General features: G+C 72.6%; 19 protein-coding genes. 13 read left to right on the forward strand and 6 right to left on the reverse strand.

Features of this window, described 5'->3' with window-relative positions; translation table 11 throughout:
• Nucleotides 1-2: 2 nt before the first annotated feature.
• Both ACFVXJ_RS28395 and ACFVXJ_RS28400 read right to left on the reverse strand, forming a co-directional pair.
• Nucleotides 3-680 carry a response regulator gene (locus tag ACFVXJ_RS28395; RefSeq protein ID WP_389665962.1) on the reverse strand — a complete coding sequence of 226 codons (678 nt, stop codon included), beginning with the start codon at nucleotides 678-680 and terminating at the stop codon, nucleotides 3-5.
• A gap of 10 nt (nucleotides 681-690) precedes the next feature.
• The gene (locus ACFVXJ_RS28400; RefSeq protein WP_389665964.1) at nucleotides 691-1,893 is read right to left on the reverse strand and encodes a sensor histidine kinase; all 1,203 of its coding nucleotides are present in this window, start codon (nucleotides 1,891-1,893) and stop codon (nucleotides 691-693) included.
• A gap of 107 nt (nucleotides 1,894-2,000) precedes the next feature.
• Between ACFVXJ_RS28400 and ACFVXJ_RS28405 the strand changes: the two genes are divergently transcribed.
• Nucleotides 2,001-3,035 (forward strand): SAM-dependent methyltransferase, encoded by a 1,035-nt coding sequence (locus ACFVXJ_RS28405; RefSeq protein ID WP_389665966.1) that lies wholly within the window; start codon nucleotides 2,001-2,003, stop codon nucleotides 3,033-3,035.
• A gap of 101 nt (nucleotides 3,036-3,136) precedes the next feature.
• Here ACFVXJ_RS28405 and ACFVXJ_RS28410 read toward each other — a convergent pair whose 3' ends face one another.
• The 3 genes from ACFVXJ_RS28410 to ACFVXJ_RS28420 form a co-directional block, all read right to left on the reverse strand.
• Nucleotides 3,137-4,696 (reverse strand): M28 family metallopeptidase, encoded by a 1,560-nt coding sequence (locus tag ACFVXJ_RS28410; protein WP_389665968.1) that lies wholly within the window; start codon nucleotides 4,694-4,696, stop codon nucleotides 3,137-3,139.
• 207 nt (nucleotides 4,697-4,903) lie between these two features.
• Nucleotides 4,904-6,028 carry a DUF5937 family protein gene (locus tag ACFVXJ_RS28415; protein ID WP_389665970.1) on the reverse strand — a complete coding sequence of 375 codons (1,125 nt, stop codon included), beginning with the start codon at nucleotides 6,026-6,028 and terminating at the stop codon, nucleotides 4,904-4,906.
• 563 nt (nucleotides 6,029-6,591) lie between these two features.
• Nucleotides 6,592-7,716 carry a threonine aldolase family protein gene (locus ACFVXJ_RS28420; RefSeq protein ID WP_389665972.1) on the reverse strand — a complete coding sequence of 375 codons (1,125 nt, stop codon included), beginning with the start codon at nucleotides 7,714-7,716 and terminating at the stop codon, nucleotides 6,592-6,594.
• 109 nt (nucleotides 7,717-7,825) lie between these two features.
• Between ACFVXJ_RS28420 and ACFVXJ_RS28425 the strand changes: the two genes are divergently transcribed.
• The 11 genes from ACFVXJ_RS28425 (at nucleotide 7,826) to ACFVXJ_RS28475 (ending at nucleotide 16,322) form a co-directional block, all read left to right on the forward strand.
• Nucleotides 7,826-8,845: a Rossmann-like and DUF2520 domain-containing protein gene (locus ACFVXJ_RS28425; protein ID WP_389665974.1), complete on the forward strand. Its 1,020-nt coding sequence runs from the start codon at nucleotides 7,826-7,828 to the stop codon at nucleotides 8,843-8,845.
• Nucleotides 8,842-9,852, forward strand: coding sequence for a pantoate--beta-alanine ligase (panC, locus tag ACFVXJ_RS28430; protein ID WP_389665975.1), 1,011 nt, complete (start codon nucleotides 8,842-8,844; stop codon nucleotides 9,850-9,852). Before ACFVXJ_RS28425 ends, panC begins: the two co-directional genes overlap by 4 nt.
• Nucleotides 9,849-11,591, forward strand: a complete 1,743-nt coding sequence (locus tag ACFVXJ_RS28435; RefSeq protein WP_389665977.1) for an L-aspartate oxidase — start codon at nucleotides 9,849-9,851, stop codon at nucleotides 11,589-11,591. Before panC ends, ACFVXJ_RS28435 begins: the two co-directional genes overlap by 4 nt.
• Nucleotides 11,588-12,577, forward strand: coding sequence for a carboxylating nicotinate-nucleotide diphosphorylase (gene nadC / locus ACFVXJ_RS28440; protein ID WP_389665978.1), 990 nt, complete (start codon nucleotides 11,588-11,590; stop codon nucleotides 12,575-12,577). The genes ACFVXJ_RS28435 and nadC overlap by 4 nt, the downstream gene beginning before the upstream one ends.
• Nucleotides 12,578-12,580: 3 nt before the next feature.
• Nucleotides 12,581-13,390, forward strand: a complete 810-nt coding sequence (locus tag ACFVXJ_RS28445) for a type III pantothenate kinase (RefSeq protein ID WP_389665980.1) — start codon at nucleotides 12,581-12,583, stop codon at nucleotides 13,388-13,390.
• A 152-nt stretch (nucleotides 13,391-13,542) separates the two neighbouring features.
• Complete coding sequence (locus ACFVXJ_RS28450) at nucleotides 13,543-13,734, forward strand: DUF397 domain-containing protein (protein ID WP_361317642.1); 192 nt, start codon at nucleotides 13,543-13,545, stop codon at nucleotides 13,732-13,734.
• Between the two features lie 72 nt (nucleotides 13,735-13,806).
• Nucleotides 13,807-14,466 carry a hypothetical protein gene (locus ACFVXJ_RS28455; protein WP_389665982.1) on the forward strand — a complete coding sequence of 220 codons (660 nt, stop codon included), beginning with the start codon at nucleotides 13,807-13,809 and terminating at the stop codon, nucleotides 14,464-14,466.
• 76 nt (nucleotides 14,467-14,542) lie between these two features.
• Complete coding sequence (locus ACFVXJ_RS28460; RefSeq protein ID WP_361317638.1) at nucleotides 14,543-14,710, forward strand: hypothetical protein; 168 nt, start codon at nucleotides 14,543-14,545, stop codon at nucleotides 14,708-14,710.
• A 108-nt stretch (nucleotides 14,711-14,818) separates the two neighbouring features.
• Nucleotides 14,819-15,250, forward strand: coding sequence for a BlaI/MecI/CopY family transcriptional regulator (locus ACFVXJ_RS28465; RefSeq protein ID WP_389665984.1), 432 nt, complete (start codon nucleotides 14,819-14,821; stop codon nucleotides 15,248-15,250).
• A gap of 9 nt (nucleotides 15,251-15,259) precedes the next feature.
• Nucleotides 15,260-15,790, forward strand: coding sequence for an amino-acid N-acetyltransferase (locus tag ACFVXJ_RS28470; protein ID WP_389665986.1), 531 nt, complete (start codon nucleotides 15,260-15,262; stop codon nucleotides 15,788-15,790).
• 196 nt (nucleotides 15,791-15,986) lie between these two features.
• A complete protein-coding gene (locus ACFVXJ_RS28475; protein ID WP_361317629.1) occupies nucleotides 15,987-16,322 on the forward strand; it encodes an Lsr2 family protein in 336 nt (111 codons plus the stop codon).
• Here ACFVXJ_RS28475 and ACFVXJ_RS28480 read toward each other — a convergent pair.
• The gene (locus ACFVXJ_RS28480; RefSeq protein WP_389665988.1) at nucleotides 16,304-16,909 is read right to left on the reverse strand and encodes an SCO3374 family protein; all 606 of its coding nucleotides are present in this window, start codon (nucleotides 16,907-16,909) and stop codon (nucleotides 16,304-16,306) included. The two genes, ACFVXJ_RS28475 and ACFVXJ_RS28480, sit on opposite strands and share 19 nt — an antisense overlap.
• A 463-nt stretch (nucleotides 16,910-17,372) precedes the next feature.
• On the opposite strand from ACFVXJ_RS28480, the gene ACFVXJ_RS28485 reads away from it, so the two are divergent.
• Nucleotides 17,373-19,898 (forward strand): ATP-dependent Clp protease ATP-binding subunit, encoded by a 2,526-nt coding sequence (locus ACFVXJ_RS28485; protein WP_136216357.1) that lies wholly within the window; start codon nucleotides 17,373-17,375, stop codon nucleotides 19,896-19,898.
• Nucleotides 19,899-19,974 lie beyond the last annotated feature (76 nt).

The following is a 19,974-nucleotide window of genomic DNA, read 5'->3' on the forward strand; positions in this document are numbered from 1 at the left end:
GGTCAGGCGGTTGGGCCGCCGCCGGCGCGGACCAGGCCGGATTCGTAGGCCAGGACGACCACTTGGACGCGGTCACGCAGGCCCAGCTTCGTCAGGATGCGGCCCACGTGCGTCTTCACCGTCGCCTCCGACAGGACCAGGCGGGCGGCGATCTCGCCGTTCGAGAGGCCCTGTGCCACCAGCAGCATGACCTCCCGCTCCCGCTCCGTCAGCCGCTCGATCTCCTTGTTGCGCGGCTCCTGGGAGGTCGACGGCAGCATCGGGGCGAACCGGTCCAGCAGTCGCCGCGTCGTCGACGGCGCCACCACCGCGTCGCCGCTGTGCACCGAGCGGATCGCGGCCAGCAGCTCCGCCGGCGGGACGTCCTTGAGCATGAAGCCGCTCGCGCCCGCCTTGAGGCCCGAGAAGGCGTACTCGTCCAGGTCGAAGGTGGTCAGGATGATCACCTTGGGGTGTTCGTCGGGCTCACAGATGCGCCGCGTCGCCTCGACCCCGTCGAGCTTCGGCATCCGGACGTCCATCAGCACCACGTCCACCTTCGTGGCCCGCAGCACCTCCAGCGCCTCCAGACCGTCACCGGCCTCGGCGACGACCTCCATGTCCGGCTGGGCGGCGAGCACCATCCGGAAGCCCGTGCGCAGCAGCACCTGGTCGTCGACCAGCATCACGCGGATGGACATCAGTTACCTCTTACCTCTTCTTGAGTGGGAGGAGCGCGCTGATCCGGAAACCGCCGCCGGGCCGCGGCCCGGCCTCCAGCGTGCCCCCGACCATACCGATGCGCTCCCGCATGCCGATCAGTCCGTGCCCGGCGCCGTCGGCGCCGCCGTCCTCGTACAGTTCGTGGGCCGCGCCCCGCCCGTCGTCCTCGACCAACAGGCCGAGCCCGTCGTCGAAGTAGACCAGCCGGACGCTCGCCTTCGCCTCCGGGCCCCCGTGCTTGCGCGTATTGGTCAGTGCCTCCTGCACGATCCGGTACGCCGTCAGCTCCACCCCGCTCGGCAGCCGCCGCGGCGCGCCCTCGACCGCGAAGTCGACGTCGAGCCCGGCCGTGCGGACCTGCTCGACCAGGACCTCGATCTGCTCGACGTCCGGCTGCGGCACGTAGTCCTCGGACTCCTGCGGCTCGCCGGTGCGCAGTACGCCCAGCAGCCGCCGCATCTCGGCCAGCGCCTGCCGGCCGGTGCCCGAGATGGTCTGGAGCGCCTCCTTGGCCTGTTCCGGTGCCACGTCCATGACGTACGCGGCGCCGTCCGCCTGGACGACCATCACCGAGACGTTGTGCGCGACGACGTCGTGCAGCTCGCGGGCGATCCGGGCGCGCTCGGCGGCGACGGCCACCTTGGCCTGCGCCTCGCGCTCCCGCTCCAGCCGCTGGTTGCGTTCGACGAGTTGCGCGTAGTAGGCGCGGCGCGTGCGCAGGGAGTCGCCCAGCACCCACGCCAGGGCGAAGGGGACGACCGCGAAGAGCGTGAAGAAGAAGTTGTCGCTGGTGTCGCCCTTGTCGACGTGGAAGCGCAGGGCGTACAGCGGCGAGGCGATCAGGCCGAGGGCGAACGCGAAGCGGGACAGCCGGCGGGAGATCTCCCCCGAGGCCGCCACGGTGTAGAGGATCACCAGCATGCCGAAGTCACCGTTGTGCACCTCGACCCCGACGGCCAGCTGATAGGCGCCCGTGGCCACCGCCAGCCAGAACATCTGCGGCGTCCACTTGCGGCGCAGCGCGATGACGACGCCCATCGCGAGCACCGAGGGGACGATGAGCAGCCGTTTCCCGGTGCTGTAGTGGTCGGCGGACGCCAGGTCCAGCAGCGCGATCCCGCACAGGAGGACGGCCCAGAAGGCGTCCACCCCGGTCGGGTGTCTGCGGAGGAAGTCGTAGAGGCGCTGCACGTAACCCAGCGTAGGCAAAGGAGACAGGTGCCGGAGTCAACCACAGGGGCGATCCGTACGAAGGGGGCGTACTCCCCAAGGTGGAGGGTCGGCTTAGCCTGTGGGGGATGAACGCTCAGGGTGAGGGGATCGGGCCGGTCCGCTGGTCGACGGCCATGGAGCGCGCGCTGTACGGGCCGGGCGGTTTCTACGTGGACCCGCGCGGCCCCGGGCCCGCCGGGCACTTCCGTACCTCCGTGCACGCCTCGCCGCTCTATGCGGGCGCCGTGGCCCGGCTCCTCCTCCGGGTGGACGAGGACCTCGGCCACCCGGAGGGGCTGGACCTGGTCGACGTGGGGGCCGGGCGCGGGGAGCTCCTGACCGGGGTGCTCGCAGCGCTGCCGGCGGCGACGGCCGCGCGGGTGCGGCCCTACGCCGTGGAGCGCGCGGGCCGGCCCGAGGGGCTGGACCCCCGGGTCCGCTGGGTCGCCACGCCGCCCCAGGGGACCACCGGGCTGCTGTTCGCCAACGAGTGGCTGGACAATGTACCGCTGGACGTCGCCGAGGACGGGCGGTACGTGCTGGTCGCGCCGGACGGTACGGAGACCCCGGGCGGCCCGCTGGAGGGCCGGGACCGCGCCTGGCTGGACCGGTGGTGGCCGGGCACGGGCCGGGCGGAGATCGGCCGCGCCCGGGACGAGGCGTGGGCGGCGGCCGTCGCGACCCTCGACCGGGGCCTGGCGGTCGCCGTGGACTACGCGCACACCCGCGAGGCCCGGCCCCCGTACGGCACCCTGACCGGCTTCCGCGGCGGCCGTGAGGTCCCGCCGGTCCCCGACGGGAGCTGCGACATCACCGCGCACGTCGCCTTCGACGCCTGCGCGGGACCGGGCGCGGAGCTGCTCACCCAACGGGAGGCGCTGGCATCACTCGGCGTCTCGGGCGCCCGCCCGCCGCTCGCAATGGCGTCGAGCGACCCGGCGGGGTACGTGCGCGCGCTGGCCTCGGCGGGGGAGGCGGCCGAACTCACCGCTCGCGGCGGCCTCGGGGACTTCGGGTGGCTGGTGCAGCCGGTGGGCCTGGACGGGGCGGGCGGCTCGGACGGCGTGGGCGGCTCGGGTGGCTCGGGTCGGCCGGCCGGACTGGGGCTCCGGCCGCGCTGACGCCGCGCTGACCCTCGGGCGGGCGGGGCGGGGGCGGGGCCGGAGCCCCGCCCCCACAGCCGGGCCGACGCCGGGTGGCGCCGCCCGGCCGGAGCGCCGGACTACTGCGTGACGCCGTGGTCGTGGCCCTCGCGCAGGCCCCCGCCGCTGCCGGACGCGCCGCCACCCGCGGGGGCGGCGACGACCGGCCGGGCGAGCGGGGCCAGGTCGTAGGCGTAGTGGCCGACCGCGTTCGCGATCACGTCGACGTTGATGTCGAGCGCCTTGCGGTCGATGTTGGCGAGGGTGTCGCCCTTCGCGTGGTAGTTCACGTCGTAGGCCACGCCCGCCTGGCCGCCGAACTTGGCCGCCTGCTCGGCGGTCTTGATGCCCTCGGCGCCCGTGTCCGTGCCCCCGGACGCGATCCCGGCCTCGATGAAGGGGCCGTAGTCCGAGCGGCCGGTGAAGTCCGAGCCCTCGTGCGGGATGTTCCGCGAGTCGAGGAAGTCGGTGATGCCCTTCTCCAACTGGGCGGAGCCCTCGGGTCCGGGACCGGAGCCGACCTTGTCCGAGTCGTCGCCGTCGTAGACGAAGTAGGCGGCGTTCGGCGAGGCGATCATGTCGAAGTTCAGGTAGAGCCGGATCTGCTTCTTCTGCGCGTCCGTCAGGCCGCCCACGTACGCCTCGGAGCCGAGCAGGCCGAATTCCTCGGCCGACCACCAGGCGAACTTGACCTTGTTCTTGATGTGCTTCTGGCTGCTCGCGAGGCGCTGTGCGACCTGGAGGATGCCGGCCGAGCCGGAGCCGTTGTCGTTGATGCCGGGGCCGGCCGCGACCGAGTCGAGGTGCGCGCCGAGGAAGACGGTGTTGTTCTCGTCGCCGCCGCTGGTCTCGGCGATGACGTTGTACGTCGTGCGGTTCTCGCGGAGCTCGCGGAGGTCCAGGGTGACCTCGACCGGTCCGGCCGCGGCCTCGGCCGCGAGCTTCTCGCCCTCCGTCCGGCTGACGCCGCCGGTGGGGACCTTGCCGGCGTCGGCGGTGCCGAGGGTGCCGTTCAGCGCGCCCTCGGTGTTGTTGTAGATGATCGCGCCGACCGCGCCGGCCGCCGCGGCGTTGGCCTGCTTGACGGCGAAGGCGCAGCCGCCGCGCTTGACGAGCGCGATGCGGCCGGTGAAGGCGCCGGGGGCGAAGTCGCCCGGCTCGCAGCCGTTCGTGCCGTCCGCGTCGACGGGGACGACGGCGACCCGCGCCGTGACGCCATCGGCCGGACCGCTCGCGGTGTATGTCATCAGCTTGATCGGGACGTCACGAGGGGCGGCGCCCTTCACCTTCAGGGTCTCGGCGATCGTCTCGACGTACACGAAGTCGAACGCGTTCTTCGTGACCTTGTACCCGGCCGCCTTCATGACGGCTTCCACGTACTGGGCGGACTGCACGTGGCCCTTCGAACCGGCCACGCGCGTGCCGTTGTTGTAGTCGGCGATCGACTGGAAGACCTTCAGATGGTTCTCGGCGCCCTTGCCCGTCGCCTCCTTGACCAGCTTCCTCGCCAGCGCGTCGCCCTGGGCGGCGTCGCTCTGCGGGCTGCCGGCGGCGGCGGGTCCGGCGAGCAGCAACGGGGAGGCGAGGGCCAGTGCGGCAAGGGCGGCGGTGGTGGCTGCGGCTATACGGCGTGAGGGCATGAAGGTCCTTTCATGACAACAGGGGCAGGCAGGCTGGGCGGTGGACGCACGGTAAGCAGCGAAGCGTCGCTGTCGCCAGACCTTTCACTGCTTCCGGTTTGTGAAATCCGGATATCGGTGCGTCCGCGCCGTCGTGTTCCGGCCGGCGTGCCACCGTCCGGTGGGTTACCGGGTGCCCGATACCGGCTACCGGTTACCGGCTACCGGTTACCGCAGGATCCCCTCGATGAAGTCCGAACCGATGCGGGCCACCGCCGAGAGGTCCAACTGGTGCTGCGCGTAACGGCCTTGGCGACGGGTGTGCAGCAGGCCGGCCTTCTTGAGCGCGGCGAGGTGGCGGGAGACCTCCGGGGCGGATATGCCGTGCACGGTCGCCAACTCGCCCGTGGTGTACGGGGCTCGGGCCAGGCTGCGGCACAACCGCATCCGCATGGGGTGCGCGAGGGCGTCCATGCGGAGCCGCAGCAACTCCACCGAGCCGGGCGCGGAGGCCGGTTCGGGGGAGCCGAGGGGGTAATGCAGGACCGGGCGCCAGCCGGGGGCGTGCAGCACGAGGAGGTGCGGCCGGCCGAAATTGGTGGGTATCAGGACCAGGCCCGGGCCGACGCGGGGGTCGGTGGCGGTGGTGGACCCGTTGACCATCTTGTCGGCGGTGATGGTGGTCCCGGCCTCGTCGACGCTGAGCGCCGCCGAGACCTCCCGGAGCACCGCGGGCAACCCCTTGCGGCGCAGCACCTCGGTCTTGTGCCGGGCGTCGGCGACCTGCTGGGGGCCGATCCGTTGCCAGGTCTCGGCGAAGAACGCCTCGTCGCAATCCTCCAGGAGGCGACGCAGCCAGCCGCGGACGGCGGCGGTGTCGTCCAGCAGCCGCAGGGAGAACCGCAGCTGCGCCGGGCCGCGGGCGGCGGCGGCCTCCAGGACCTTGGCGCGGGAGGCGGGGTCCTTGAGGGGGGAGGGCGCGCCACCCTCGTCGTAGAGCGCGAGCCAACAGTGTTCGAGGGCTGCCGTCACGAAGCGCTCGTCGTCGAGGCGGTCGAGTACGTCGAGCTCCTCGGCCAGGGTCGCGGCGGGCAGGCCGGTGCCGCCGGGGGTGCCGGCGAAGGGCATGAAGATGTCGGAGAAGGAGCCGCGCCACAGGAAGTCGGCTTCGAGCAGCCGGTCGGCGAGGCAGGGGTCGAGGGCGGTGGTGGTGGCGGTGGCCCAGGACGCGAGGTGCGGGTGGTGGGCGGGCTGGGAGAGCGCGTGCAGGGCCATGCAGAGTTCCGCGAGGGGGGAGGGCGCGAAGCGGATGCGCTCCGCGGGGAGCCCGGCGATGTCGATGGTGACGCTCATCGCCCCATTCTCCCGGTGCCCTTCGCCCCCGCCCCCCGCACCGGTCCGTCCGAGCGACACCCCGCCCGGGGCGCCGGCGGTGTGGCTCCGCCCCGGCGCCGGCAGTGTGGGGCTCCGCCCCGGTGGCGGCCGGTTGGGCGGCTGGCGCCGATCGGTCTGCGGCGGTGTTGGGCTCGGCCCGGGCCGCACCTCAAGCGCCGGCGGGGCTGAGTTGGTTGGGCTCGGCCCGTAACGGGTGGGGGCCGGGGTGCTGACCGGGTCGGCTGGGCATTTCAGCCTCGCCGGCGATTGAGGCGCGGGGGTCCGGGGGAAGGCCCCCGGCAGCGGCGCCGCACCTGGGCACGACGGGGTCCCGGGCCGGGCCGGGCGGCGCGCGGCCCCGGCTGCCCCGCCCGGACCGGGCCCAGACGGGGGCGTAACCCCCGCCCCCGCCCGGGTTGCCCCGCGCCCCGGTCCGGGCCGGGCCCGGGGGGCGTAACCCCCGCCCCCCGCCCGGGTTGCCCCGCGCCACCGCCCGGACCGGGGTCCGTAAACCCCCGCACCGCCCCCGCCCCCGCCGGAGGCTAGAGGTGGGAGGTGAAGTCCGCGACCGCCGCGCGGACGTCCGCCGGGGTCCAGGCAAGGCCCGGGGCGGTGATTTCCAGTTCCGTCAGGGAGACACCCGGCGGCCCGCCGGGAGACCACCGGCGGAACAGGACGCGGCCCGTCTCCTCCGCCTGCCGCAGGCCCGCCTCCGTGAGCCGCTCGGCCTCGTACGGCAGCCACACCTGGAACTGGTGCGTGTGCGGCACCTCCGGATGCACCCGGAACCACGGCAGCCCCGCCTCCGCGAAGCCCTCCCGCAGCGCCGCCGCCACCACCCGCGCCCCGGCCACGTACGACGGCAGCTCAGGCAGGACCCGCTCCAGTCCGGCCAGGCCCGACAGGGCCTGCGGGAACTGCCGGAAGATCTGGCCCCCGTACCGGTGCCGCCAGACCCTGGCCTCCGCGACCAGCGACGCGGAACCCGCCAGCACCGCCCCGCTCAGCCCCCCGAGCGACTTGTAGAGGGACACGTACACCGAATCCGCCAGCCCCGCGATCTCCGACAGCGGTCGCCCGAAGTGCACCGTGGACTCCCACAGCCGCGCCCCGTCGAAGTGCACCACCGCGTCCCGCTCCCGCCCCGTCTCCACCAGCGCGACGAGCTCCTCCCACGTCGGCAGCAGGAACCCCGCCTCCCGCAGCGGCAGCTCCAGCATCAGCGTGCCGAACGGCTCCGGCAGCTCCGCGACCTCCCGCGCCGTCGGCTGCCGCGCCTCCCGCGGCGGGTACACCGTCCGCAGCCCGGACACCGTCGACAGCGCGCCGTCCTCCCACAGCTCGGGGTGGCTCATCGGGTGCAGGGCCACCACCGGGTTCCCGGTCCGCCCGGCCCAGCACCGCAGCGCGACCTGCTGCGCCATCGTCCCGCTCGGGAAGAACGCCGCGTCCGCCATGCCCAGCAGCTCCGCGACGCGCCGCTCCAGCCGGCCGACCACCCCGTCGCCGTACACGTCCACGCCCTCGTCCGGGTCCGCCTCCGCCAGTCCGGGCAGCGCCGCCAGCAGTTCGCCCACCGTCGGCTCCAGCAGGCTCCGCGACAGCACCCGGTCGGCCCCCCGCCACGCCGCCACCAGCCGCTTCGTCCGGTCTTCGTCATCCGTCATGCCCCGATCATCGCCCGGCCGCCGTCGGTCCGGCCGACACGCCCAGGGGCTAGCATGGCGGCGTATCGTCCGGTACCCCCCGCGGACTGGAACGGAAGGCAATCCCCGCGTGAACGCACCCCATCAGACGGAGCCCCGGGATCCGTCCGACCGCCCTGCCCGGCTCGCCGTGGGCGTCGTCGGCGCCGGCCGCGTCGGCCCCGCGCTGGCCCGCGCCCTCCAGCAGGCCGGACACCGCCCCGTCGCCGTCTCCGGTGTCTCCGACGCGTCCCGCCGCCGGGCCGCCCGGATGCTGCCCGACGTACCGCTCGTCCCGGCCGGGCAGGTGCTCGAACACGCCGACCTGGTGCTCCTCACCGTCCCGGACGACGCCCTGCCCGCCCTGGTCGAGGGCCTCGCGGAGACCGGCGCGATCCGCCCCGGACAGCTCCTCGTCCACACCTCCGGGCGCTACGGGACCGCCGTGCTGGACCCCGCCCGCCGTGCGGGCGCCCTGCCCCTGGCCCTGCACCCCGTGATGACCTTCACCGGTACCGAGGTCGACGTACAGCGCCTGGCCGGCTGCTCCTTCGGGGTGACCGCCCCCGACGAGCTGCGGCTCGCCGCCGAGGCGCTGGTCATCGAGATGGGCGGGGAACCGGAGTGGATCGCGGAGGAGGACCGTCCGCTCTATCACGCCGCCCTCGCCCTCGGGGCGAACCACCTGGTCACCCTGGTCGCCCAGGCCATGGAACTGCTCGGCAAGGCCGGTGTCGAACACCCGGACCGGATGCTCGGCCCGCTCCTCGGCGCGGCCCTGGACAACGCCCTGCGCTCCGGTGACTCCGCCCTCACCGGCCCCGTGGCCCGCGGGGACGCCGGTACGGTCGCCGCGCACGTCGCGGAGCTGCGCAGGCACGCCCCCGCCGCCGTTCCCGGCTACCTCGCGATGGCCCGCACCACCGCCGACCGCGCCCTCGCGCACGGCCTGCTCAAGGCGGAGCTCGCCGAGGACCTGCTCGGCGCCCTCGCGGAGACCGGGACCGCCCCGCCGGCCGGCCCCCGTACCGATCCGGCCACCGATCCGGGCACCGACCCCGAAACCGACCCCGCGACCGACCGCGACGACCCCGAGGGCGACGGCCGATGACCGAGCACCCGCTGCTGCTGAACACCGCCGAGGCGCTGCACCGCCTCCCGCGCACCGGCCGCCGCGCCGTCGTCATGACCATGGGCGCCCTGCACGACGGCCACGCCACCTTGGTCCGCACCGCCCGGGATCTGGCCGGCCCCACCGGCCAGGTCGTCGTCACCGTCTTCGTCAACCCGCTCCAGTTCGGGGCGAACGAGGACCTCGACCGCTACCCCCGCACCCTCGACGCCGACCTCGCGATCGCCCGCGCGGCGGGCGCGGACGCCGTGTTCGCCCCGGCCGTCGACGAGGTCTACCCCGGCGGCGACCCGCAGGTGCGGATCAGCGCCGGCCCCATGGGCGGGCGCCTGGAAGGGGCCACCCGCCCCGGCCACTTCGACGGCATGCTGACCGTCGTCGCCAAGCTGCTCCACCTCACCCGCCCCGACCTGGCCCTCTTCGGCCAGAAGGACGCGCAGCAACTGGCCCTGATCCGCCGGATGGTCACCGACCTCAACTTCGCGGTGGACGTCGTGGGCGTGCCCACCGTCCGCGAGGAGGACGGCCTGGCCCTGTCCTCCCGCAACCGCTACCTCTCCGCCGCCGAGCGCCGCACGGCCCTGGCCCTGTCCCGCGCCCTGTTCGCGGGCCGCGACCGGCTCGCCGCCCAGGCCGCGCTGCGCGCCCGCGCCGTGGCCTCCCCGGCCAGCGACCAGCGGGCCACCGCCCTGGCCCGGCTCGGCGAGATCCGCGCCTCCGCCGACGCGCACGCCGTCTCGGTGGCGGTCTCGGCCGCCGGGGCCGGTCTGCCCGACGCCGTGCGGGCGGCCGCCCGGCACGTCCTGGACGAGGCGGGCCGCCAGGACCCGCCGCTGGCCCTGGACTACCTGGCGCTGGTGGACCCGCAGGACTTCACCGAGGTCGGCCCCGACTTCACCGGTCAGGCCGTGCTGGCCGTCGCCGCGAAGGTGGGCACGACCCGGCTGATCGACAACATCCCATTGGAGTTCGGAGCACACACGTGAGCACCCCAGGCACAGGCACCGCCGGCACCGGCATACGGCTGCACGCCCCCGCCCCCGGCTGGGCCGTCGACGCCGACGTCGTGGTCGTCGGCTCGGGCGTGGCGGGCCTGACGGTGGCGCTGCGCTGCGCCGCCGCGGGCCGCCGTACGGTCGTGGTCACCAAGGCCCGGCTCGACGACGGCTCCACCCGCTGGGCCCAGGGCGGCATCGCGGCCGCCCTCGGCGAGGGCGACACCCCCGAGCAGCACCTGGACGACACCCTGGTGGCCGGCGCGGGCCTGTGCGACGAGGCCGCCGTCCGGCTCCTCGTCACCGAGGGCCCGGACGCCGTACGCCGCCTCATCGAGACCGGCGCCGTCTTCGACACCTCCGCCGAGACGGGCGAGATCGAGCTGACCCGCGAGGGCGGCCACCACCGCCGCCGCATCGCGCACGCCGGCGGCGACGCGACGGGCGCCGAGATCTCCCGGGCCCTGGTCGAGGCCGTCCACGCGGCCGGTATCCGTACCGTCGAGAACGCGCTGGTCCTGGACCTCCTCCAGGACGCCGAAGGCCGTACCGCCGGCGTCACCCTGCACGTCATGGGCGAGGGCCAGCACGACGGCGTCGGCGCCGTCCACGCCCCGGCCGTGATCCTCGCGACCGGCGGCATGGGCCAGGTCTTCTCCGCCACCACCAACCCGTCCGTCTCCACCGGCGACGGCGTGGCCCTCGCCCTGCGCGCCGGCGCGGAGGTCTCCGACCTGGAGTTCGTGCAGTTCCACCCGACGGTGCTGTTCCTGGGTCCGGACGCCGAGGGCCAGCAGCCGCTGGTGTCGGAGGCGGTCCGCGGCGAGGGCGCCCACCTGGTCGACGCCGACGGGGTGCGCTTCATGGTGGGGCAGCACGAACTCGCCGAACTCGCCCCGCGCGACATCGTCGCCAAGGGCATCATGCGTCGCATGCAGGAGCAGGGCACCGCCCACATGTACCTGGACGCCCGGCACTTCGGCGCCCGGATGTGGGAACAGCGCTTCCCCACCATCCTCGCCGCCTGCCGCGCCCACGGCATCGACCCGGTGACCGAGCCCATCCCGGTCGCGCCCGCCGCCCACTACGCGTCCGGCGGCGTCCGCACCGACCTGCACGGCCGCACCACCGTCCCCGGCCTGTACGCCTGCGGCGAGGTCGCCTGCACCGGCGTGCACGGCGCGAACCGGCTCGCCTCCAACTCACTGCTGGAGGGCCTGGTCTTCGCCGAGCGGATCGCCGAGGACATCGTCGCCCACCCGCCGGCCGTGGGCGGCCCGGTCGTCCCCGTCCCCTCCACCGGCCCGCTCCAGCCCGCCGGGGCGCGCTACGAGGTCCAGCGGATCATGACGGACGGCGCGGGCGTCCTGCGCTCCGCCGACTCCCTCGCCGGGGCCGCCGCCGCGCTCGAAGACCTGTACGCCGCCGCGCTGAACGACCTGGAGGCGCACGGCAAGACCGCCGAACCGGGCGTCGACACCTGGGAGGCCACCAACCTGCTGTGCGTGGCCCGGGTCCTGGTCGCCGCCGCCCGGCGGCGCGAGGAGACCCGCGGCTGCCACTGGCGCGAGGACCACCCCGACCGCGACGACGCGAACTGGCGGCGCCACCTCGTCGTACGGCTCTCCGCGACCGAGAAGCGGGCCCTGGTCGTCACCCCCACCGACTCCGCGGACTTCCCGTCCGTACGGCACCCCCTCATCTCCGACAGCATGGAGCAGTCAGCGTGAGCACGCACGAGCACGACCACCGGCACGACGAACTTCCCCTCCTCGACTCGGCGGAGGGCGGCTGCGGCGACGACTGTGCCTGCGGTGACGGCGAGGAGTCCGGCCTGGACCCGGCGCTGGCCCAGCTGTTGACCGACGCCGGCCTGGACCCGATCGAGGTCGAGGACATCGCGCACATGGCGCTGTCCGAGGACCTGGACGGCGGGGTCGACGTCACCACCGTCGCCACCGTGCCCGAAGAGGCCGAGGCCGTCGCCGACTTCGTCGCCCGCGAGGACGGCGTCGTGGCCGGCCTGCGCGTCGCCGAGGCCGTCTTCTCGATGGTGTGCACCGAGGCGTTCGAGGTGGAACGGCACGCGGAGGACGGCGACACCGTCAAGGCCGGCCAGGTGCTGCTCTCCGTCCGCTCCCGCACCCGCGACCTGCTGACCGCCGAGCGCAGCGCCCTGAACATCCTGTGCCGGATGTCCGGCATCGCGACCGCCACCCGCCGCTGGGCCGACGTCCTGGAGGGCACGACGGCCAAGGTCCGCGACACCCGCAAGACCACGCCCGGGCTGCGCGCGCTGGAGAAGTACGCGGTGCGCTGCGGCGGCGGCGTCAACCACCGCATGTCCCTCTCGGACGCGGCCCTGGTCAAGGACAACCACGTGGTCGCGGCGGGCGGCGTCGCGCAGGCGTTCACCGCCGTCCGCGAGGCCTTCCCGGAGGTCCCGATCGAGGTCGAGGTGGACACCCTGGAGCAGATCGGCGAGGTCCTGCAGGCGGGCGCCGACCTGATCCTGCTGGACAACTTCACGGTGGCCCAGACGGCCGAGGCCGTCGCTCTCGTCGCGGGCCGCGCCACCCTGGAGTCCTCGGGCCGGCTCACCCTGGACACCGCCCGCGACTACGCCCTGACCGGCGTGGACTACCTGGCGGTGGGCGCGCTCACGCACTCCGCGCCGATCCTCGACATCGGCCTCGATCTGCGCGAGGCGGTGTAACCGGTGCTCCTCACCATCGACGTGGGCAACACCCATACGGTCCTGGGCCTGTTCGACGGTGACGAGATCGTCGAGCACTGGCGGATCTCGACCGACCCGCGCCGGACGGCCGACGAGATGGCCGTCCTGATGCAGGGCCTGATGGGTACGCACCCGATGCTCGGCACCGAACTGGGCGACGGCATCCACGGCATCGCCATCTGCTCGACGGTGCCCTCGGTGCTGCACGAGCTCCGCGAGGTCACCCGCCGCTACTACGGGGACGTCCCGGCGGTGCTGGTGGAGCCCGGCATCAAGACCGGCGTGCCGATCCTGATGGACAACCCCAAGGAGGTCGGGGCGGACCGCATCATCAACGCGGTCGCGGCCGTCGAGCTCTACGGCGGGCCGGCCATCGTGGTCGACTTCGGTACGGCGACCACCTTCGACGCGGTGTCGACGAAGGGCGAGTACGTGGGCGGGGTCATCTCCCCGGGCATCGAGATCTCGATGGAGGCGTTGGGCGTCCGGGGCGCCCAACTGCGCAAGATCGAGCTGGCCCGCCCGCGCAACGTGATCGGCAAGTCCACGGTCGAGGCGATGCAGTCGGGCGTGGTCTACGGGTTCGCCGGGCAGGTGGACGGCGTCGTCGCGCGCATGGCCAAGGAACTGGCCGGCCCGCACGGCGACCCGGACGACGTGCGCGTCATCGCGACGGGCGGCCTGGCCCCGATGGTCCTCGGCGAGTCCTCGGCGATCGACGAGCACGAGCCGTGGCTGACGCTGATCGGCCTGCGGCTGGTCTACGAGCGCAACGCGCCGAACTTCGACTGACCCCCTCGACGCCGGTGTCCGGCCCCGCCCCCCGGGGCCGGCCCCGCGTCGTCGTGCGAGGAGTTTTCCCGAAAATGGCCGGAAAGGCCGGCCGGCGGGGATACGGTCCCACCGGGAAACACCCGAACCCTTCCCCGGCGGAGGAGACCACCATGACCGCGACCGCTCGGCTCACCTGGCAGAAGTCGTCCTACTGCGGCGACGGCGACACCTGTGTCTACGTCGCCTCCGCCCCCGGCGTCCTGGTCCGCGTCGCGGACCGCGCCGACCCCGCCCACCTGGTGATGGCCACCACCCACGCCGCCTGGGCCGCTTTCCTGGAAGCGGTCAAAGCGCAACCCTGAGCGGGGCGGCCCGGCGCGCCGGGAAGAGGCGACATCGGGGGATTTTGTCCGATTAGCGCGTATCTTCGCCCCATGCCCACGCCCTACGGTTCCCGCGGCGGCATGGCGTTCAGCGCTGCTGAGCTGCACCTGCTCAGGCGTTCGCTCGCCCACGCCCTCCCGTCCTCCACGGCCCCCCTGACGGCCGGCGAGGTCCAGGACTGCCTGCGCCTCGCCGCGTCGGTGGACGACGCGGTGCAGGAGGCGGGGCGGCTCAGAGCGTTCCTCCTCGCCGACCTGGCCCGCTACAGAGCCGCCCTGCCGGGAAGCCTGCCCGGCTACCTGGAACTGCTCCAGGACGCCCTGGCCGCCGGCTACGAGCCCGTCCCCGACGACCTCGCGGCGCTCCGGGCGCTGCGCGCCAACCCGGTCGCCGCCGCGGTGCTGGAGCGGGCCCAGACCGTCGCGGAGCGCTCCGTACGCCGCCGGCTCTCCACCACGCCCGCGCCCCGGACCCGCCTGCTGGCCCTGGCGGGCGGTCGCGAGGAGGAACGGCGCCCCGACCGGCGCCCCGACCCGCGGCCCGCCCCGAAGCCCGCCGAGCGGCCCGCGGAGAAACCCGCCCCGAAGCCCGCCGAGCCGGGCGGGAAGCCGGCCCCGCACCCGGAGCGGCCCATCCCCACCCCGGGCGAGGTCTTCCCACCCCGCCGCAAGCCCGCCCCGCCCCCCGCCGACGGCCGCGCCGTCGGCTAGGCCGCAGCCGCAGCCGCGGCCGCGGCCCGCGACCCGGCACACCGTCCCGGCCGCGGCACTGGCTACGCTGGTGGGCATGGACTACGTTTCCGCGATCGTGCCCCCCCTCGTGATGGCCGTGTTCTTCATCTTCCTCGTCAAGACGATCGTGAAGAGCCAGGGCGGCGCCAACAAGGCAAAGGAAGACGCGGCGGTCGACGCCGTTCTCGCCCGCGCCGAGGCGGCCCGACAGACCGGCAACTGACCCGGAGAACCCCTTGGGGGCCCCGACTTCGTCGGGGTCCCCACATTTGTCGCGCGTTGTCGTCCGAATAGTCGGGCAATTCCCCACAAGCCGCACTATCGTGCTGTTGTGCCTCGCCCCCTGGGAGAACTCGAAGACGCCGTGATGACACGGGTGTGGCAGTGGAACCGCCCGGTCACCGTTCGTGAAGTCCTGGAAGACCTTCAGCAGGAACGGTCCATCGCGTACACCACGGTCATGACCGTTATGGACAATCTCCATCAGAAGGGCTGGGTCCGCCGGGAAGCCGAAGGCCGCGCCTATCGCTATACGGCGGTCTCCACCCGCGCCGCCTACTCGGCCGCACTGATGAACGAGGCGTGGTCGACCAGTGACAACCCGGCGGCCGCCCTCGTGGCCTTCTTCGGCATGATGTCCCAGGAACAGCGCGAAGCCCTCCGGGACGCCGTACGGATCGTCAGTCACGACGACGAGGCACCCGCGGAAGTCCCGGAAGCCGAAGGGGACACCGGGGAGCGACCGCCCGCGCCGGGGCGATAACGTCGCCGCATGGGAGAGTTTTCCGCCGAAGACGCCAAAACAGTGACCATCCGCCGCGCGCGCACCGGCGACGTTCCCGCGCTGCGTCGCCTGCTCGACCAGTACGTGCAGCAGCGGATCCTGCTCGACAAAGCCCCCGTGGTCCTTTACGAGGACATCCAGGAGTTCTGGGTCGCGGAACGCGACTCCGACGGCCAGGTCGTCGGCTGCGGTGCTCTCCACGTCATGTGGGAAGACCTCGCGGAGGTACGCACTCTCGCGGTCGACCGCAGTTTGAAGGGGGCCGGTGTCGGACATCGGGTGCTGGCCAAGTTGTTGGAGACCGCGCGCCGACTCGGTGTGAGCCGGGTTTTCTGCCTCACCTTCGAAGTGGACTTCTTCGCGAAGCACGGCTTCGTCGAGATCGGGGAGACTCCGGTCGAGACCGATGTCTACATGGAGCTCCTGCGTTCCTATGACGAGGGCGTCGCCGAGTTCCTCGGTCTCGAACGAGTGAAGCCGAACACCTTGGGCAACAGTCGGATGCTTCTGCACCTCTGATCGGGCGGCGATCGGCGGGTGATCGGCGGGTGCTCGACCTCGGCCGCTTTTACGGGCCCGCCCGCCCGTGGCCTATGTCCGAATCGCGCACGTTTCCCGCTCCGTGGCGGTCCTGAACCTCACCCGGGGGGTTTGTGTTTTCCCGGCAAAAGCGGTTTCCTTTCCGCGTACTGCATTTTCGATGAAAGGAAATCCGGTGGCACAGAAGGTTCAGGTCCTTCTTGTCGACGACCTCGACGGTGGCGAGGCGGACGAGACCGTGACGTTCGCTCTGGACGGCAAGACCTACGAGATCGACCTCACCGCCGCCAACGCTGAAAAGCTCCGCGGCCTGCTCGAGCCCTACACCAAGAGCGGCCGCCGCACCGGTGGCCGTGCCGCCGCGGGTCGCGCCAAGGGCCGCACCGCGACGACGTCCGGCAACCCGGACACCGCCGAGATCCGCGCGTGGGCCAAGGCCAAGGGCCTCACGGTCAACGACCGCGGTCGCGTCCCCGCCGAAATCCGCGAGGCCTACGAGAACCGGGCCTGACCCACGGCACGGGGTCGCCCCGTCGGGGCCGTACGCCGCCACAGGCGCGCCCTGTGGCACTCCGTGGCCGCCGCGGCGACCAGGCGTACGAGGTCCGGCCCGGCGTCCCGCCCCGGACCGGGCAGGGCGGGCAGTGCCGCCTCGCACCCCTGCTCGGGGGGCCGCAGCCACACCGCGGCCCCCCGAGGGTCGTGCGCCGCGGGCTGCCCGGGGGGCGCCGGGGCGGTGATCAGCCCCCCCGCGCCGAGCGCGGTGAGGTCCAGCTCCACGCCGCCCCATTCCAGCCAGTCGAGGAGCCCGTCCAGCTCCTCCGCGCTTCCCGGCGCCACCAGGAACCGCATCCGGCGGCCCTCGACGGCCACCGGCCCGGTGGCGATCCGGCGGCGCAGCACCCGCGTCCCCGCGTCGGCGGGCAGCTCCAGTACGTCGAAGGCGGTCCCGGTGGCGAGCCGCGCGGGCGCCGTGCCCACGACGCCCCAGCCCGGCACACGGGCGTACCAGGCGGCGGGCGAATCGGCCTCGGGCGCGAGCCGGGGCGGCGGGACTACGGCGAGACCGGGGGCGTTCCGTGCGGCGATGAGTGCCATGCCCCGAGCAACTCCGGATTCGTTCCGGGGTTACGCGCCGCGTACGGAAGAATGCGGAACGTAAACGTCCGGCGGGCTCTGCCCCACATTCGAAGACGGAAGCCTGTTCGCCCGTAGCGGAGGGGACTGTGCCCATCGGCATGGACCGCGCGTCCTCGGGGGTAAGACATTCCTAGTGGATAGGGGCGACACGCTGAGGTGAGCGGCCTTCGAGGGCCTTACGTTCGCCATCGGCGTACACGTGTGACGGGTATCTGCCTGGCCTGCGGGAACATCGTCTCGCACCATCGGGTTGGAGCAGGTGTCGGCTCTTACGGCCGGTTTTTCCCACGGAACGTGGGGGTGAGCCGCGGACGGATGTCGGCAGTTGGAATGAGCTGTCCCGCCCCGCGGGACTAGCATGCGGAAGGACAGGGCGGGGACCGACCCCGAACTGCCCGACCGCTCTGAGGAGCGATAAACGATGTTCGAGAGGTTCACCGACCGCGCGCGGCGGGTTGTCGTCCTGGCTCAGGAAGAAGCCCGGATGCTCAACCACAACTACATCGGCACCGAGCACATCCTCCTGGGCTTGATCCACGAGGGTGAGGGTGTCGCCGCTAAGGCCCTGGAGAGCCTCGGGATTTCGCTCGAGGCTGTTCGCCAGCAGGTTGAGGAGATCATCGGTCAGGGGCAGCAGGCCCCGTCCGGCCACATCCCCTTCACCCCGCGGGCGAAGAAGGTCCTGGAGCTCTCGCTCCGAGAGGCCCTCCAGCTCGGCCACAACTACATCGGCACCGAGCACATCCTGCTCGGCCTGATCCGCGAGGGCGAGGGCGTCGCCGCCCAGGTCCTCGTGAAGCTGGGCGCCGATCTGAACAGGGTCCGGCAGCAGGTCATCCAGTTGCTCTCCGGGTACTCCGGAGGCGGCAAGGAGTCGGCCACGGCAGGCGGCCCGGCCGAGGGGACCCCCTCGACCTCGCTCGTCCTCGACCAGTTCGGCCGCAACCTCACCCAGGCTGCCCGCGAATCCAAGCTCGACCCGGTCATCGGGCGCGAGAAGGAGATCGAGCGGGTCATGCAGGTGCTGTCCCGCCGGACCAAGAACAACCCGGTACTCATCGGCGAGCCCGGCGTCGGCAAGACCGCCGTCGTCGAGGGCCTGGCCCAGGCCATCGTCAAGGGCGAGGTGCCCGAGACCCTCAAGGACAAGCACCTCTACACCCTCGACCTGGGCGCCCTGGTCGCCGGTTCCCGTTACCGCGGTGACTTCGAGGAGCGCCTCAAGAAGGTGCTGAAGGAGATCCGCACCCGCGGCGACATCATCCTGTTCATCGACGAGCTCCACACCCTCGTGGGTGCGGGCGCCGCCGAGGGCGCGATCGATGCCGCCAGCATCCTCAAGCCCATGCTGGCCCGTGGTGAGCTCCAGACCATCGGTGCCACGACTCTGGACGAGTACCGCAAGCACCTCGAGAAGGACGCGGCGCTGGAGCGCCGTTTCCAGCCGATCCAGGTGGCGGAGCCTTCCCTCCCCCACACGATCGAGATCCTCAAGGGCCTGCGCGACCGCTACGAGGCCCACCACCGCGTCTCCATCACGGACGAGGCCCTCGTGCAGGCGGCCACCCTCGCGGACCGCTACATCTCGGACCGCTTCCTGCCGGACAAGGCGATCGACCTGATCGACGAGGCCGGCTCCCGGATGCGCATCCGCCGGATGACCGCGCCGCCGGACCTCCGCGAATTCGACGAGAAGATCGCGAACGTCCGTCGCGACAAGGAGTCGGCCATCGACTCCCAGGACTTCGAGAAGGCGGCCTCCCTCCGTGATTCGGAGAAGCAGCTGCTGGCGGCGAAGGCCAAGCGCGAGAAGGAATGGAAGGCCGGCGACATGGACGTCGTCGCCGAGGTCGACGGTGAGCTCATCGCCGAAGTCCTCGCGACCGCGACCGGCATTCCCGTCTTCAAGCTGACCGAGGAGGAGTCCTCGCGACTCCTGCGCATGGAGGACGAGCTCCACCGTCGCGTCATCGGCCAGAAGGACGCCATCAAGGCCCTCTCGCAGGCGATCCGCCGTACCCGTGCGGGTCTCAAGGACCCGAAGCGTCCCGGTGGCTCGTTCATCTTCGCCGGCCCCTCGGGTGTCGGTAAGACCGAGCTCTCCAAGACGCTCGCCGAATTCCTCTTCGGCGACGAGGACGCGCTGATCTCCCTCGACATGTCGGAGTTCAGCGAGAAGCACACGGTTTCCCGTCTCTTCGGTTCGCCCCCCGGCTACGTGGGCTACGAAGAGGGCGGCCAGCTGACCGAGAAGGTCCGCCGGAAGCCGTTCTCCGTCGTCCTCTTCGACGAGGTCGAGAAGGCGCACCCGGATATCTTCAATTCCCTTCTCCAGATCCTGGAGGACGGTCGTCTGACCGACTCCCAGGGCCGGGTCGTGGACTTCAAGAACACGGTCATCATCATGACGACCAACCTGGGTACGCGGGACATCTCGAAGGGCTTCAACCTGGGCTTCGCGGCCCAGGGCGACACCAAGAGCGGTTACGACCGGATGAAGGCGAAGGTCAACGAAGAGCTCAAGCAGCACTTCCGGCCCGAGTTCCTCAACCGTGTCGACGACACGGTCGTCTTCCACCAGCTGACGCAGGAAGACATCATCCAGATCGTCGACCTGATGATCGCCAAGGTGGACGAGCGCCTCAAGGACCGCGACATGGGCATCGAGCTCAGCGGCGAGGCGAAGCAGCTCCTGGCGAAGCGCGGTTACGACCCGATCATGGGTGCGCGCCCGCTGCGCCGGACCATCCAGCGCGAGATCGAGGACTTGCTGTCGGAGAAGATCCTCTTCGGCGAGCTGCGCCCCGGTCACATCGTGGTCGTCGGTGTGGAGGGTGAGGGCGAAGAGGCCAAGTTCACCTTCCGCGGCGAGGAGAAGACGGCTCTGCCGGACATGCCTCCGATCGAGGCGACGGGCTCCGGCCCGGACCTCTCCAAGGGCGCGTGAGCAGGACCCGCAGCTAGCGGTACGAAGGGCGGCCCCGGGACCGAAAGGTCCCGGGGCCGCCCTTTCGCGTGCGCGG

The sequence above is a fragment of the Streptomyces sp. NPDC058279 genome, assembly GCF_042881255.1.
Lineage (GTDB): Bacteria > Actinomycetota > Actinomycetes > Streptomycetales > Streptomycetaceae > Streptomyces.

What these genes read in the sequence shown, in the direction of transcription:
- ACFVXJ_RS28415 (WP_389665970.1), bottom strand. Translation starts at nt 6,028, where the DNA reads ATGAGCGTCACCATCGACATCGCCGGGCTCCCCGCGGAGCGCATCCGC.
- ACFVXJ_RS28480 (WP_389665988.1), bottom strand. Translation starts at nt 16,909, where the DNA reads ATGGCACTCATCGCCGCACGGAACGCCCCCGGTCTCGCCGTAGTCCCG.
- ACFVXJ_RS28460 (WP_361317638.1), top strand. Translation starts at nt 14,543, where the DNA reads ATGGACTACGTTTCCGCGATCGTGCCCCCCCTCGTGATGGCCGTGTTC.
- ACFVXJ_RS28470 (WP_389665986.1), top strand. Translation starts at nt 15,260, where the DNA reads ATGGGAGAGTTTTCCGCCGAAGACGCCAAAACAGTGACCATCCGCCGC.
- ACFVXJ_RS28420 (WP_389665972.1), bottom strand. Translation starts at nt 7,716, where the DNA reads ATGACGGATGACGAAGACCGGACGAAGCGGCTGGTGGCGGCGTGGCGG.
- ACFVXJ_RS28455 (WP_389665982.1), top strand. Translation starts at nt 13,807, where the DNA reads ATGCCCACGCCCTACGGTTCCCGCGGCGGCATGGCGTTCAGCGCTGCT.
- ACFVXJ_RS28485 (WP_136216357.1), top strand. Translation starts at nt 17,373, where the DNA reads ATGTTCGAGAGGTTCACCGACCGCGCGCGGCGGGTTGTCGTCCTGGCT.
- ACFVXJ_RS28410 (WP_389665968.1), bottom strand. Translation starts at nt 4,696, where the DNA reads ATGCCCTCACGCCGTATAGCCGCAGCCACCACCGCCGCCCTTGCCGCA.
- ACFVXJ_RS28395 (WP_389665962.1), bottom strand. Translation starts at nt 680, where the DNA reads ATGTCCATCCGCGTGATGCTGGTCGACGACCAGGTGCTGCTGCGCACG.
- panC (WP_389665975.1), top strand. Translation starts at nt 8,842, where the DNA reads ATGACCGAGCACCCGCTGCTGCTGAACACCGCCGAGGCGCTGCACCGC.
- ACFVXJ_RS28405 (WP_389665966.1), top strand. Translation starts at nt 2,001, where the DNA reads ATGAACGCTCAGGGTGAGGGGATCGGGCCGGTCCGCTGGTCGACGGCC.
- ACFVXJ_RS28450 (WP_361317642.1), top strand. Translation starts at nt 13,543, where the DNA reads ATGACCGCGACCGCTCGGCTCACCTGGCAGAAGTCGTCCTACTGCGGC.